Consider the following 13,431-nt stretch of genomic DNA (forward strand, 5'->3'; position numbering starts at 1 on the left):
CGCCGGCCCGCCCGTGACCGACCACCCCAACCCCGACGAAAGGCAGGCCATGCCCCCCTTCACCCGCCGCGGCCTCACCCTCGGCGCCCTCGCCCTGACGGGCGCGCTCGCGCTCTCCGCCTGCGGATTCTCGGAGTCCGGCGGCAGCGCCAGCGGCTCCGGCTCCGGCTCCGGGAAGGCCGCGACACACACCGTCAAGACGGCCATGGGAGACGTCAAGGTCCCCGTGGACCCCCAGCGCGTCGTGGTCCTCGACTCCGGTGAGCTGGACTCCGCACTCACCCTCGGCGTGCGGCCCGTCGGCGCGACGCACTCGGCGACGGAGGACAGTTTCCCCTCCTACCTGCCCGAGAGCCGGACGAAGGGCATCAAGGCGGTCGGCGAGATCGCCAACCCCGACATGGAGACCGTCGCCTCGCTGAAGCCGGACCTGATCCTCACCAGCAAGGTCCGTGACGGCGACCGTTACGAGCAGCTCAGCGCGATCGCCCCCACCGTGATGACCGAGTCCACCGGAACCGCCTGGAAGGAGAACTTCCAGCTGCACGCGGACGCGCTCGGCAAGCAGGCGGAGGCGGAGAAGGCCGTCGCCGCGTACGACGCCCATGTCGCGGCCGTGACCGAGGCGATCGGCGGCAAGGAGAAGGCGGCCGCCACGGACGTCAACTTCGTCCGCTTCGTCGAGGGCGGCGACATCCGCATCTACGGCAAGCAGAACTACATCGGCTCGATCCTCGCCGACCTCGGCGTGGGCCGCCCCGCGATCACCGACAAGGCCAAGGACGGCTTCTCGTACGACGTGTCCCCCGAGAAGATCGACCTCGCGGACGCGGATGTCATCTTCACGTCCACGTACGGCGACCCGGACAAGGCGGGGGCGACGAAGACGATGAACGGCGGGCTGTGGAAGGGGCTGACGGCGTCCAAGAACGGAAAGGTCTTCAAGGTCGACGACCGCCTGTGGATCGCGGGCATCGGATACACGGCCGCGGACAAGATCCTCGACGAGTTCCAGGCGAAGACGACCGGCTGACGCCCGGCCGTCAGGACCGTGGTCTCCGCGCCCTCCACACCAGGTAGAGCGCGGAGGCGACGGCCGCCCCCCGCACCACCCACGGCCACGTCTGGCCGATCGCCTCGCCCATCCGCCCGTCCCCGATGGGCTCGCCCCACCGGCCGTCGCTCCTGCCCCACAGCCAGACCAGGGCGCCCGCCACGACCACGCCCGGCAGGCCCATGGCGGCCCACTTCGCCTCCGCGCGCGACAACTTGCGTGAGCCGTACGCGAGCAGCCAGCCGCCCGCCAGGGCCGGCCAGGAACCCAGCACGGCGCCCGCGACCAGCAGCACGGCGGCGAGCAGCAGCAGCGGGTGGGAGAAACCGCGGCCCGTCGGCTCGCGCGCGGCGCGGCGGCGCAGGCCCGGGAGCCGCCGGCGTCGCGGGGCGGCCCCCTCGGCACCGGCGTCCCCGTCCGGGCCACCGGACTCCTCGTCATCGTCCGGCGCGTCGTCCGCCGGGTCGCCCGCGCGCGGGCGGGGCACGGCGTCCCCGGCCGACGGCGGCCGCATCATGGCCGGGATCTCGACACCGCCGACGAACCCCGGCACGTCCACCCCGTCGCCGAACGGTACCGGCTCGATCCGCCACCAGTCGGGCTCGCCCCCGGACGGCCCCAGTTCGTCCGTACCGGCCATGTGCGGCGGCGAAGGCACCCGTTCGGCGGCCGCTTCCGGAGCCGCCGCGCCCACCGAATCCGTCGGTCCCGCCGAATCCGTCGAACCCGTTGAACCCGCCCAGCCTGCCGAGTCCGCCGAACCCGCCGCGCCCGTCGGGGGATCCGCCTCCTCCGGCTCCCCGGCCGATGCCCGCGCCCGCGACGCGCCCTTGCCGGAACTGTCTTTCCTGAGCATCCCCCTGCGCGGACGGGGGATGCCGCTCCCCTCCCCCGCGGCGGGTTCCGGCCGCTGGGGCAGCTCCACCGTCCCGTCCGCCGACGCGGCCGCGGCGGCGACGAGTTCGTCGGGGGTGCCGAGCCTCCCGATGATGCGGCGGACCGCTGCCGGGCTGTCCGCGGGCTGCTTTCCGCGCTGCCGGTCGATCTCGCCCCGGAGGGTCGAAACGAGCCTCATCCGGGCGCCCGAGGACAGCTGTTGCTGCTGCGCCAGGTCCCCGACCCGGCTCAGATAGTCGTAGACGAGCTGGTCGCTCTCGATCCCCACGCGATGGTTCCCCTCTACCGCCCTGCCCCGACGGTAGCGCCCTCGGGCCCGTCCGGAGCGACTACCGTGGGACGGATGGGGATGACCACACCACCGCGGACGCTCGCCGAAGCTCTCCGCGCCCGGGACGACGAGTCGTTGGCGGGGCTGCTGCGTGCCCGCCCCGATCTCCTCACCCCCGTGCCGGGCGACATCACCCAGCTCGCGACGAGAGCCGGTACACGTGCCTCCGTCGTACGCGCGCTGGAGCACCTCGACCGGTTCTGCCTGCAGACCGCCGAGGCACTCGCCGTGGCCCCCGACCCCGCCCCGTACGAGACGCTGCTCGGCCTCCTCACCGGCGACGGCCGGGACGACGGCGCGCACCGCGGCGACGCGGACACGGCGATCGCGGACACGCTGCCCGCCGCCCTGGCCACCCTGCGCGAACAGGCCCTCGTCTGGGGCGAGGACGACCGGCTGCGGCTGGTGCGCACCGCGCGCGAACTCCTCGCGCCGTCCCCGCAGCACCCGTCCCCCACCGGTCTGGGCCCGACCGTCGCGGAGGCCACCGCCGGAATGTCGCCGGGCCGGCTCCAGGAGATCCTGGCGGCCGCCGGACTGCCCGCCACCCATGACCCGGTCTCCGCCGTGGCGGCCCTGTCCGCGCTCTTCACCGACCGGGCCCGCATGGGCGAGCTGCTGGACACCGCCCCCGCCGAGGCCCTGGCCGTACTGGACCGGCTGGTGTGGGGGCCGCCGTACGGGGAAGTGACCCCGAACCCCACGCCGCCGGTGAAATGGCTGCGCGACCACGGGCTGCTGCTGCCCGTGTCGACCCGCACCGTGGTGCTGCCCCGCGAGGCCGCCCTGCATCTGCGGGCCGGACGCGCCCACCGTGTACCGGAGCCCCGGCCGCCCGCCGTGGAGGCGGTCGCGGTCCGTGATCCCCAGGCTGTGGACAGCGCCGCGGCCGGTCAGGCGTTCCTGGCGGTGACCACCGTCGAGGAGCTGCTGAAGAGCTGGAACGGCGGCGGCCCCGCGATACTGCGCGCCGGCGGACTCAGTGTCCGCGAGCTGAAGAAGACCGCCGCCACCCTCGACCTCTCCGAGCCCGTCGCCGCGTTCTGGGTCGAACTCGCCTACGCGGCCGGGCTGCTGGCCTCCGACGGAGAGGCCGACGAACGGTACGCGCCGACGCCCGCGTACGACGACTGGGCCGAACTCCCCGCCCAGGACCGCTGGGTACGCCTCGCCATTGCCTGGCTCGCCGCCACCCGCACCGCCGGACTGGTCGGCGGCCAGGACGCCAAGGGCCGGGCCCTGTCCACCCTCGGCCCCGACCTCGACCGCTCCGCCGCCCCCGAGGTACGCCACCGGGTCCTCGCCCTCCTCGCCGCCCTGGAACCGGGCACCGCCCCCGACCCGGAGACCGTGCTCGCCCGCCTCCGCTGGGAACGCCCCCTGCGCGGCGCCTCCGCCTCCGCCGGGGACACCACCGACCTGCGGTCCCGGATCGCCCTGTGGACACTCAACGAGTCCGAACTCCTCGGCATCACCGGGCGCGGGGCGCTCGCCTCGCCCACCCGCGCCCTGCTCGGCCCCGGGCCCGCCGAGGCCGCCGCGCTGCTCGCGCCCCTCATCCCGGAGCCACTGGACCACGTCCTGCTCCAGGCCGACCTGACGGCCGTCGCCCCCGGCCCGCTGGAGCGCCCCCTGGCGGACACGCTCTCCGTCCTCGCGGACGTCGAGTCGAAGGGCGGCGCCACGGTCTACCGGTTCACCCCCGGGTCCGTCCGCCGCGCCCTGGACGCCGGACGGTCCGCGGCCGATCTGCACGCGTTCCTCGCCACCCACAGCCGCACGCCGGTGCCGCAGCCGCTCAGCTACCTCATCGACGACGTGGCCCGCCGCCACGGCCATCTGCGGATCGGCGCCGCCTCCTCGTACGTACGCTGCGACGACGAGGCCGTGCTGAACGAGATCCTCGCCGACAAGCGCTCGGCCACCCTGCGCCTGCGCCGCCTCGCACCGACGGCCCTGGCCGCCCAGGTCGACCCGGCGTCCCTGCTCGACGGGCTGCGCGAGATGGGCTACGCCCCGGCCGCGGAGTCCGCCGAGGGCGATGTCCTGATCACCCGCGCGGGCACCCGCCGCACCCCGCCCCGCACGGCCCCCGCCCCCGTTCCCGAGGGCCCTCCCGTCCCGGACGCCACCCTGCTCGGTGCGGCGGTACGGGCGATCCGCGCCGGGGACACGGCCGCCACGGTGGCCCGCAAGGACCCGGCCGACGCCCCCGACGCCCCGGCCGGTTCCCTGCCCCGTACGGCCCCGGCCGAGACCCTCGCCACCGTCCAGGCCGCCGCGATGACCGGGTCGGCGCTCTGGATCGGCTACGTCAACGCGGACGGGGCGGCCAGCCAGCGCGTCATCGCCCCGGTCCGGGTCGAGGGCGGCTTCGTCACGGCGTACGACCACACGGCGGACGAGGTCCGCACGTACCCCCTGCACCGGATCACCGGCGTCGCCGAACTGGCCGACGACCAGACGGTGTGACCTCCGGCCCGTCCGGCCTTTGAGGGCGGAACCCCGCCCGACGTGTCGAGCGGCTCAGTGCGTCATCTGCACGGCGCAGACCTTGCGCGCGCCGTTGAAGACCTGCCAGGAGAGCGTCTGCCGGTCCTGCCGCTGGGGGCAGCTGCCCCCGCTCAGCACCGCCGTGATCGCCATGATCGCGTTCTGGCCCCGCGGGACCTGCGTCCGGTCACAGCCCCAGACGCTGAACAGCCGGCCTTCACCGTGGAGGGACCCGTCGGCCTGCTTGCTCAGTGTCGCGGGGAAGCACTGCCCCGCGACGAACATGCGGTCCAGACACAGCGCGACGGCAGATCCGTTGGCATTGACGTGGCCCCAGCCCCGTTGGCCCCCGCCCTGGGGGCAGTTCGAGGCGGACGCCGTCACCATGGTCACCTTCGAGAAGGCGAAGTTCGCACCGCAGTCGACCGCGGACGGCCGGTCCTGGTTCAGCTTGCCCCAACCGGCGTCGTACACGTTGAGGCAGGTACCGACGCCGACGGAGGCGAACGCCACGTCGACCGGGTCCGGCGGGTCGGGGGTCGGAGTGGGGGTGGCGCTGGGGCTGGGGCTGGGGGAGATTTCCGGCTCCTCCGACTCCTTGGCGTCCTCGCCGACGGACGGCGGCTCCTGGTGCGGCTCGGGCTTCGCGGCGGACCCGCCGGAGGGGCCCGCACCGATCGCGGGCTTCCGTTCGCCGACCGACGCCGCCTCCTTCCACGGCTGCCAGACGCCGAGGAGAACGACGAGGCCCACCAGGGCGGCAAGCGCCGCCGACGAGGCACTGACGAAGTAGGTGGTGGTGATGTCGCGGCCGGCCACCTTGATCCGGGACCGGCCGTCCCCTCGTACATCGATGTGCGTCCCACCGTTGCCCTCGCGGTCACGGTCGGAACCGTCCGAGGTCCCTCCGGAGTAACTCAAACGATCACCCCTTGGTGATGTTGATGTCCCGCCCGGACATGGTGATGCGGGAGCGTCCCGACGCGGTCGCCGTCATCGTGACGCTGTTGGCCCGAGGTTCCTCCTCTCGGGCAATGGGACGCAACTCGTCGATCAGCCGCTGGAGTTCAGGCACCATCTCCGGGTTGGCGGCCAGCAGCCGACGCAGCCGCGTCTGCCATTCGCCGACCAGTTCCCGCTCGGCCTGCTCGGCCCGCTCGGCCCCGTTCCGCCGCGCCTGGAGCACCTCGTCGCGCGCCTCGCCCAGCTCGGCCACCACCGTGTCCGCCCGCTCGGGGTGCACCCGGCGCCACAGCTCGCCCATCGCCTGCTGCACTGTCTCCCACCCGGCCGTCGCCATTCCGGTGACCACCGTCGACGCGGCCAGACCCGCCAGTTCCGCCAGTTCCGATGCCATGGCCTCACCCCTGTATTCGCCCGGATTCCTGGGGCAACGTGTATATCGCCCGGCTGGGGGAGGCGTCCCGCGATTTGAGGAGTTCCAGAGCATACGCACGCGGAGGCCCCGGGCCGACCGGTGACGGGCGGTGAGAGTGCCTGGTCAGGTCGCGGGCTCGGCGGTACACACGAACCGGGGGGTGGGCCGGCCGGTGAGAGGGCACACTCTGACGTGTCCACGATGCTGGGAGGGGGAGGTCATGCGGCGCACCGAAGCGGCCAGGCAGCTGGGGGGTTTCGTCCGCGAGCACCGTACCGACGGGGGCAGACGGCTGCGGCAGGCCGGAATCATGCTCGTCGTCGGAGCGGTGGGCACGGCTTTCGGGGTGCCGGTGGCCGTCGCTTCGATCGGCACCACCCACGGGGCTCCGGAGCTGGCCGGTCTGCTGCTCGGCGTCGGGCTGGTGGGGCTGGGCCTGGGGATCTGGCGGCTGGTCCAGGGGTTCCGTACCCGTGAGCAGTGCTTCGACGTCCACGAGCGGGGGCTGACCCACCGCGTGGCGGGCACCGCCACCCTGATCCCGTGGCAGGACATCGCGTCCGTCGGCGCGCACGGCGAGGACGGCCGGCCCCTGGCCGAGGCCCGCGGCATGGGCTTCACCTGCGACATCACTCTGACCGACGGACGCAGGATCCGCGTCGACTCCTTCACCGAGGACGTCCGGCTCCTGGCAGGGACCGCCCACCGCGCCGTGCACCTGGGGCAGCTCCCCGAGGGACGGGGCGGCCGCCGGGCGGGCTGACCGGCGGGTCGGCCCGCGCCCCGGCACCACCGCGCCCGCATGCGGCACACTGGACGTTTGGCCGTTACTGGCCGCCGCCGCAGCAGAAAGGGCCGAAGCGCGTGACCGGACCCCTCATCGTCCAGAGCGACAAGACGCTACTTCTGGAAGTCGACCACGACCAGGCCGATGCCTGCCGTCGTGCGATCGCGCCCTTCGCCGAACTGGAGCGCGCACCCGAGCACATCCACACCTACCGGCTGACCCCGCTCGGGCTGTGGAACGCGCGCGCCGCCGGGCACGACGCCGAGCAGGTCGTCGACGCGCTCGTGCAGTACTCGCGCTACCCCGTTCCGCACGCGCTGCTCGTCGACATCGCCGAGACGATGGCCAGGTACGGCCGCCTCACCCTGTCCAAGCACCCGGTGCACGGTCTGGTGCTGACCTCGACCGACCGGCCCGTGCTGGAGGAAATCCTCCGCTCGAAGAAGGTGCAGCCGCTGGTCGGGGCGCGGATCGACCCGGACACCGTGGCCGTGCACCCGTCCGAGCGCGGGCAGATCAAGCAGACACTGCTCAAGCTGGGCTGGCCCGCCGAGGACCTCGCGGGGTACGTCGACGGCGAGGCGCATCCCATCGATCTCGCGGAGGACGGCTGGGCGCTGCGGCCGTACCAGAAGCAGGCCGTCGAGGGGTTCTGGCACGGCGGCTCGGGTGTGGTCGTGCTGCCCTGTGGTGCGGGGAAGACGCTGGTCGGGGCCGGTGCGATGGCCCAGGCCAGAGCGACCACGCTGATCCTGGTGACGAACACCGTCTCGGCCCGGCAGTGGAAGCACGAGCTGGTGAAGCGGACCTCGCTGACCGAGGACGAGATCGGCGAGTACAGCGGTACGCGCAAGGAGATCCGGCCGGTCACCATCGCGACGTACCAGGTGCTGACGACCCGCCGCAAGGGCGTCTACCCGCACCTGGAGCTGTTCGACTCCCGCGACTGGGGTCTGGTGATCTACGACGAGGTGCACCTGCTGCCCGCGCCCGTCTTCAAGTTCACCGCCGACCTCCAGGCCCGGCGGCGGCTCGGCCTCACCGCGACGCTGGTGCGCGAGGACGGCCGCGAGTCGGACGTCTTCTCGCTGATCGGGCCCAAGCGGTTCGACGCCCCGTGGAAGGAGATCGAGGCGCAGGGCTACATCGCGCCCGCCGACTGCGTCGAGGTGCGGGTCAATCTGACGGACTCGGAGCGGCTCGCGTACGCGACCGCGGAGACCGAGGAGAAGTACCGGTTCTGCGCGACGACGGCGACGAAGCGGAAGGTGACGGAGGCGCTGGTGCACAAGCACCGGGGCGAGCAGACCCTCGTCATCGGGCAGTACATCGACCAGCTCGACGAGCTGGGTGAGCATCTGAACGCCCCGGTGATCAAGGGCGAGACGAGCAACGCCCAGCGCGAGAAGCTCTTCGACGCGTTCCGGCAGGGCGAGCTCAGCGTCCTCGTGGTGTCGAAGGTCGCGAACTTCTCCATCGACCTGCCGGAGGCGACCGTCGCCATCCAGGTGTCGGGAACGTTCGGCTCGCGCCAGGAGGAGGCGCAGCGGCTCGGCCGGGTGCTGCGGCCGAAGGCCGACGGGCACGAGGCGCGGTTCTACTCGGTGGTCGCCCGCGACACGATCGACCAGGACTTCGCGGCGCACCGCCAGCGGTTCCTGGCCGAGCAGGGGTACGCGTACCGGATCGTGGACGCGGACGAGTTGCTGAGCGACAACTGAGGCCGGTGGCCGACCCGCGTACGGCGGTCAGTCACTGAAGATCAGCAGCGGCAGCAGGTCGGCCGCGATCACCGCGTGCGGCAGCAGCGCGAAGGCCGCGGCCCGTCGACGGGCCGCGGTCCAGCGCGAGCGCCACGGCAGAACCCAGGTGACGAACAGACCCGCAGGTGTCACGTACCCGATCGCTCGGGCGGCGCTCCACATGATGTTCCGGGTGGCCCCGGTGCCCCAGGAGCAGGCCGCCTGCGCGTCACAGCTGCCGGGCCCCATGAGGGCGAAGAGCACGATCATCAGGGCGGCGTAGGAAAGGATCACCGCGGCCACGGTGACGACGGCGGGGGCGATCCAGCCGTCGGGGCGCAGGGGGCCCGCGGGTTCGGGCGGCGCAGGCCGCGATGGATCGCGTCGCAGGGCCGTCAGTCGCAGGGCCGTCAGTCGCAGGGCCGTCACGGGATCAGCCGCCGAGGGCCACGAGCAGGATCAGACCGCCCACCGCCGTCAGACCTGGGAGCACCGCGACGGCGGCCGCCCAACGGCGTGCGGTGGCCCAGCGGGGACGCCACGGCAGCACCCAGGCGGTGATCAGGGCGAGGGGTGTGACGAACGGGGTCGCGAACAGCCCGTAGGCCATGAGGCCCAGCGGGACCGTGATCTCCGACGGGCAGTTGTCGGGGCCGCAGCTGTCGGTGGCCATCGCCGCAAAACCGATGGCGACCATGGCGATGCCGGTCAGAAGGCCGGAAAGAACCGTGGCGAAGCCGGGGGCGACCCAGGCGTTCGGGCTGTGTGCAACGGCGGTGGGACCGGCGGGGGCAGGACCGGGGACAACCGGACCGGGGGCGACCGGACCGGCGGGGGCGGGACGCATCGCAGGAACGTGGCTGTTCTCCATGCCGCTACCCCATCGCGGGGCAGGGCCGGGACACCTCCGGTCGGATACTCACACCGGGGAGGTTCCGCGTACTCAGTGCTCGCGGTGGTGAACGCCTCGGTGCACGCCTCGGTGGACGCCGGCCTCTTCGGCGTACTCGCCGAGGACGACCACGCCGAACGCGGCGCGGACGTAGACCTTGGCGGCGCGCAGGGCGTCGCCGACGGGGTGGCTGTGCCGGTGACCGGTGGCCGCGGTCGCGCCGTGCGCGGGGCCGGTCCTGCGGGGGTTCAGACTGACGGTGCTCATGTAATCCATGGTCCTGCTCCCGCCCCGTGAAGGCATCGACCCGAGGGGGGAATCCGGGAGCGGTGCGCGTAGGTCTCCGGTCGCATGCCGTCCCCTACGGGACGGACCCGGTGACGCACCGGCCCGGCACCGGCGTCGGACCGGCATCAAAACCGTTCGCCCCCGATGAAAGCGGTCGGTACAATCGCCGGTCTGCCCGCCTCCCGCACCGTGGTACCGGCCGTCGCCGGCAGCCGGGGGAGCGCCGCCGACCGGACGGAAACCGGCCGACAGCTGTACGTATCACCTGCGTACGTACCCAGTGATCGATCCCCGAGCGGACCGCATCGCCCCGAGCAATGGCCGGGGGCGAGGTGCGGTCCGCCGTCCTGCGTTGAAAAGCCGGAGGCAACACCGTGCCCGCGCACGAACACGAAAGCGACACCACCACCGATCCCCTGACTCGTGAACGCGCCCATCTCGCCGCGTCCCGTTCCGCCTTGCGCGCCATGCGGGAGGACGCCCAGGCGCTCGACATCCGCGACGTCACCGCGAACTGGGTCAACGCGGCCGTGCTGCAGGCGCAGATCGACGAGCGCATCAAGTCCCTCGCCGATCTCGCCCACACCCCGCTCTTCTTCGGGCGGCTGGACTATCTGCACCACGTCGGTGCGGAGCAGGCCGAGGGCGCCGAGGGGGAGCAGTTCTACATCGGGCGCCGCCACGTCCACGACGCCGACGGCGACCCGATGGTGATCGACTGGCGCGCGCCCGTCTCGCAGCCGTTCTACCGGGCCTCCAGGAAGGATCCCCAGGACGTCGGGCAGCGCCGCCGCTTCGGCTACACCGGCGGTGAGCTGACCGCGTACGAGGACGAGCACCTCACCGACCCCACCGAGGCCGCGCAGACCAGCAAGCTCCTCCAGGCGGAGATCGAGCGGCCGCGTGTCGGTCCGATGCGTGACATCGTCGCGACGATCCAGCCCGAGCAGGACGAGATCGTCCGCAGTGGGCTCGGCGGGACGGTCTGCGTGCAGGGCGGGCCCGGTACCGGCAAGACGGCCGTCGGCCTGCACCGTGTCGCGTATCTGCTGTACGCGCACCGGGAGCGGCTCGCCCGTACCGGCACGCTGGTCATCGGGCCGAACCGTTCCTTCCTCCACTACATCGAGCAGGTGCTTCCGGCCCTCGGCGAGCTGGAGGTGAAGCAGGCGACCGTCGACGATCTGGTGACGGCGGGCATCGAGGTGCGCGGCGCGGACGCGGCGGACGCGGCGGTCGTCAAGGGTGACGCCCGGATGGCGGAGGTGCTGCGGCGGGCGATCCGTTCGCATGTGACGCCGCCGGCGGAGCCGGTGATGGTGGTGCGCGGCTCGCGGCGGTGGCGGGTGCCCGCGTACGAGCTGGAGGAGATCGTCGCCGAGCTCTTGGCCCGGGACATGCGGTACGGGGCCGCCCACGAGGCGCTTCCGCAGCGGATCGCGCACTCCGTCCTGGTCCGGATGGAGGAGGCGGGGGAGGCGCCCGACGACCGGGTGCAGAACGCGGTGGCCCGTACCCCCGCCGTGAAGGCGGCCGTGAAGGCGATCTGGCCGGCCGTCGATCCGGCCAAGCTGGTGCTGCGGCTGCTGTCGGACGCGGAGTTCCTGGCCGCGCATGCTGAGGGTCTGCTCACCGAGGACGAGCAGAAGACGATCCTGTGGACCAGGCCGGCCCGCAGCGTGAAGTCCGCGAAGTGGTCGGTGGCGGACGCGGTGCTGATCGACGAGGCGAGCGATCTGGTGGCGCGTACGCACTCGCTCGGCCATGTCGTGCTCGACGAGGCGCAGGACCTGTCCCCCATGCAGTACCGGGCGGTGGGCCGCCGCTGCACGACGGGTTCGGCGACGGTCCTCGGCGACCTCGCGCAGGGCACGACGCCGTGGTCGACGGAGAGCTGGTCCCAGGCGCTTCACCACCTGGGCAAGTCGGACGCGGTGGTGGAGGAGCTGACGGCGGGCTTCCGCGTACCGCGCGAGGTGATCGCGTACGCGTCACGGCTGCTCCCGGTGATCTCGCCGGGCCTCGCGGCGGTGGAGTCGGTGCGTGAGTCGCCGGGTTCGCTGGAGGTACGGGGGGTGGCCGGCCCGGCGGATCTGGACGCGGCGGTCCTGGAGGCGTGCGAGGAGTCGCTGACGCGGGAGGGGTCGATCGGCCTGATCGCGGCGGACGCGCGGATTCCGGTGCTGGCGGACGCACTGACCGCCGCGGGGCACACGTATCTCTCCCCCGGTGAGGAGACGACCGCGGAGTCCCGGCTGACCCTGGTCCCGGCGTCGCTGGCGAAGGGTCTTGAGTACGACTACGTGGTACTGGACGAGCCGGCCGCGGTGGTGGACGGTGAGCCCGACGAGCGCACGGGGCTCCGGCGGCTGTACGTGGCGCTGACGCGTGCGGTCTCGGGGCTGACGGTGGTCCACGCGGCGGAGCTGCCGGGCGAGCTGGTGTAGCGGCGGGGACGGGCGAGGGAGCGGCGGGGACAGGGAGAGGGAGAGGCAGGGGCAGGCGCGAGTGGGGGCGGGCCCGCCCTCTGCCCCGCCCTCCCCGAACCGGGGCCCCGCCCCGGTCACCGCACCCGGCAGCACCGGGCCCGTCCGGCGTTCGAGGACAACGCGGCCGGGGCGGGCCCGGCAAACCACTCCGCCCGGCCCCGCCCCGTTCCACCCCGTCCCGCTACGCGTCGAGCACCGTCCGCCATTCCCGTACCGCCTCCACGTCCACCGGCCCCGACCATCCGTGCGGGCGCGCGGCGCCGCCGATGTGGACCGCGTCGATGCCCGCGTCCAGCAGCTCCGGGAGATGGTCCAGGCGGAGCCCGCCGCCGACCAGGATCCGCGGTTCGTACCCGGGCTCCCCCTTGCGCGCCGACTCGACGAGCAGCGTCGGGATGCCGTCGTCGACGCCCTTCGGCGAACCCGCCGTGAGGTACGTGTCCAGGCCGGGCATGTCTGCCAGCTGCTTGCGCAGGGCGTCCCGGTCGGCGGCCCGGTCGATCGCGCGGTGGAAGGTCCAGCGGCAGCCGTCCAGCTCGGCGACGAGCCGTTCGACGGCGACCAGGTCCGGATGGCCCTCGGCGTCCAGGAAGCCCATGACGAACTCCTCGGCGCCCTCCGCCCGCAGCTCGCGCGCCTTGGCGACGAGCACGTCGATGTCGCCCGCGGCGAAGCCGTCCTCCAGCCTGAGCATCACACGCAGCGGGATGTCCACCGCCGCCCGGATCTCCGCGAAGGTCGCGCAGGACGGGGTCAGGCCGTCCGCCGCCATGTCGGTGACCAGCTCAAGCCGGTCCGCACCACCCGCCTGGGCGGCGACCGCGTCCTCCGCGTCGAGAGCGATCACCTCCAGGACTGCACGATTGCTCATGGGATCCCAATCCTCCAGGAAGCGGCAATAGGTCTAGTCCAATGACCAGCCTACGGGGCGGCAGGCCAGCGGCGCAGCCTCCATGCGACGTGAAGATACGTGAGGTCAGACGCACTTCCGATGACCGGACGCACACACTCCGGATCCCGGCGGCATGTTCGCCCTTGCGTTTCATAGGGGTGGGGGGTATACCTGAACCTGCAACGCAT

General features: G+C 73.0%; 12 protein-coding genes. 5 read left to right on the plus strand and 7 right to left on the minus strand.

The features are described 5' to 3' along the window. The first annotated feature begins 49 nt into the window (after nt 1-49). Nucleotides 50-1,033, plus strand: coding sequence for an ABC transporter substrate-binding protein (locus tag ACFVT1_RS02610; RefSeq protein WP_389791822.1), 984 nt, complete (start codon nt 50-52; stop codon nt 1,031-1,033). A 10-nt stretch (nt 1,034-1,043) separates the two neighbouring features. Here the strand turns inward: ACFVT1_RS02610 and ACFVT1_RS02615 are convergent, their stop codons facing one another. Then, complete coding sequence (locus ACFVT1_RS02615; RefSeq protein WP_389791823.1) at nt 1,044-2,219, minus strand: hypothetical protein; 1,176 nt, start codon at nt 2,217-2,219, stop codon at nt 1,044-1,046. A gap of 75 nt (nt 2,220-2,294) precedes the next feature. Here ACFVT1_RS02615 and ACFVT1_RS02620 point away from each other — a divergent pair, with 75 nt between their 5' ends. After that, on the plus strand, nt 2,295-4,754 hold the full coding sequence (locus ACFVT1_RS02620; protein ID WP_389791825.1) for a helicase-associated domain-containing protein: 2,460 nt from the start codon (nt 2,295-2,297) through the stop codon (nt 4,752-4,754). A 54-nt stretch (nt 4,755-4,808) separates the two neighbouring features. Here the strand turns inward: ACFVT1_RS02620 and ACFVT1_RS02625 are convergent, their stop codons facing one another. Together ACFVT1_RS02625 and ACFVT1_RS02630 are read right to left on the minus strand one after the other, a co-directional pair. Further along, complete coding sequence (locus ACFVT1_RS02625) at nt 4,809-5,696, minus strand: hypothetical protein (RefSeq protein ID WP_389791827.1); 888 nt, start codon at nt 5,694-5,696, stop codon at nt 4,809-4,811. 4 nt (nt 5,697-5,700) lie between these two features. Beyond that, the gene (locus ACFVT1_RS02630) at nt 5,701-6,132 is read right to left on the minus strand and encodes a hypothetical protein (protein ID WP_389791829.1); all 432 of its coding nucleotides are present in this window, start codon (nt 6,130-6,132) and stop codon (nt 5,701-5,703) included. A gap of 241 nt (nt 6,133-6,373) precedes the next feature. Here ACFVT1_RS02630 and ACFVT1_RS02635 point away from each other — a divergent pair, with 241 nt between their 5' ends. Both ACFVT1_RS02635 and ACFVT1_RS02640 read left to right on the plus strand, forming a co-directional pair. Further along, nucleotides 6,374-6,916, plus strand: coding sequence for a hypothetical protein (locus tag ACFVT1_RS02635; RefSeq protein WP_389791831.1), 543 nt, complete (start codon nt 6,374-6,376; stop codon nt 6,914-6,916). Nucleotides 6,917-7,017: 101 nt separating this feature from the next. Next, nucleotides 7,018-8,661, plus strand: coding sequence for a DNA repair helicase XPB (locus ACFVT1_RS02640; RefSeq protein ID WP_389791833.1), 1,644 nt, complete (start codon nt 7,018-7,020; stop codon nt 8,659-8,661). A 27-nt stretch (nt 8,662-8,688) separates the two neighbouring features. Here ACFVT1_RS02640 and ACFVT1_RS02645 read toward each other — a convergent pair whose 3' ends face one another. From ACFVT1_RS02645 to ACFVT1_RS02655, 3 genes are all read right to left on the minus strand, one after another. Beyond that, nucleotides 8,689-9,111: a hypothetical protein gene (locus tag ACFVT1_RS02645; protein ID WP_389791835.1), complete on the minus strand. Its 423-nt coding sequence runs from the start codon at nt 9,109-9,111 to the stop codon at nt 8,689-8,691. A gap of 4 nt (nt 9,112-9,115) precedes the next feature. Continuing rightward, nucleotides 9,116-9,553, minus strand: coding sequence for a hypothetical protein (locus ACFVT1_RS02650; protein WP_389791837.1), 438 nt, complete (start codon nt 9,551-9,553; stop codon nt 9,116-9,118). A gap of 72 nt (nt 9,554-9,625) precedes the next feature. After that, nucleotides 9,626-9,841: a hypothetical protein gene (locus ACFVT1_RS02655; RefSeq protein WP_362195206.1), complete on the minus strand. Its 216-nt coding sequence runs from the start codon at nt 9,839-9,841 to the stop codon at nt 9,626-9,628. A 395-nt stretch (nt 9,842-10,236) separates the two neighbouring features. Here ACFVT1_RS02655 and ACFVT1_RS02660 point away from each other — a divergent pair, with 395 nt between their 5' ends. Then, on the plus strand, nt 10,237-12,309 hold the full coding sequence (locus ACFVT1_RS02660) for a HelD family protein (RefSeq protein ID WP_389791839.1): 2,073 nt from the start codon (nt 10,237-10,239) through the stop codon (nt 12,307-12,309). 223 nt (nt 12,310-12,532) lie between these two features. On the opposite strand, the gene ACFVT1_RS02665 is transcribed toward ACFVT1_RS02660, so the two are convergent. Next, nucleotides 12,533-13,222: a copper homeostasis protein CutC gene (locus ACFVT1_RS02665; protein ID WP_389791841.1), complete on the minus strand. Its 690-nt coding sequence runs from the start codon at nt 13,220-13,222 to the stop codon at nt 12,533-12,535. Nucleotides 13,223-13,431 lie beyond the last annotated feature (209 nt).

The organism is Streptomyces sp. NPDC057963 (assembly GCF_042887155.1).
Classification (GTDB): domain Bacteria; phylum Actinomycetota; class Actinomycetes; order Streptomycetales; family Streptomycetaceae; genus Streptomyces.

Excerpts from the sequence above, each read along its gene's own strand:
- ACFVT1_RS02610 (WP_389791822.1), top strand. The coding sequence starts at position 50 with ATGCCCCCCTTCACCCGCCGCGGCCTCACCCTCGGCGCCCTCGCCCTG.
- ACFVT1_RS02620 (WP_389791825.1), top strand. The coding sequence starts at position 2,295 with ATGGGGATGACCACACCACCGCGGACGCTCGCCGAAGCTCTCCGCGCC.
- ACFVT1_RS02630 (WP_389791829.1), bottom strand. The coding sequence starts at position 6,132 with ATGGCATCGGAACTGGCGGAACTGGCGGGTCTGGCCGCGTCGACGGTG.
- ACFVT1_RS02635 (WP_389791831.1), top strand. The coding sequence starts at position 6,374 with ATGCGGCGCACCGAAGCGGCCAGGCAGCTGGGGGGTTTCGTCCGCGAG.
- ACFVT1_RS02650 (WP_389791837.1), bottom strand. The coding sequence starts at position 9,553 with ATGGAGAACAGCCACGTTCCTGCGATGCGTCCCGCCCCCGCCGGTCCG.
- ACFVT1_RS02655 (WP_362195206.1), bottom strand. The coding sequence starts at position 9,841 with ATGAGCACCGTCAGTCTGAACCCCCGCAGGACCGGCCCCGCGCACGGC.
- ACFVT1_RS02665 (WP_389791841.1), bottom strand. The coding sequence starts at position 13,222 with ATGAGCAATCGTGCAGTCCTGGAGGTGATCGCTCTCGACGCGGAGGAC.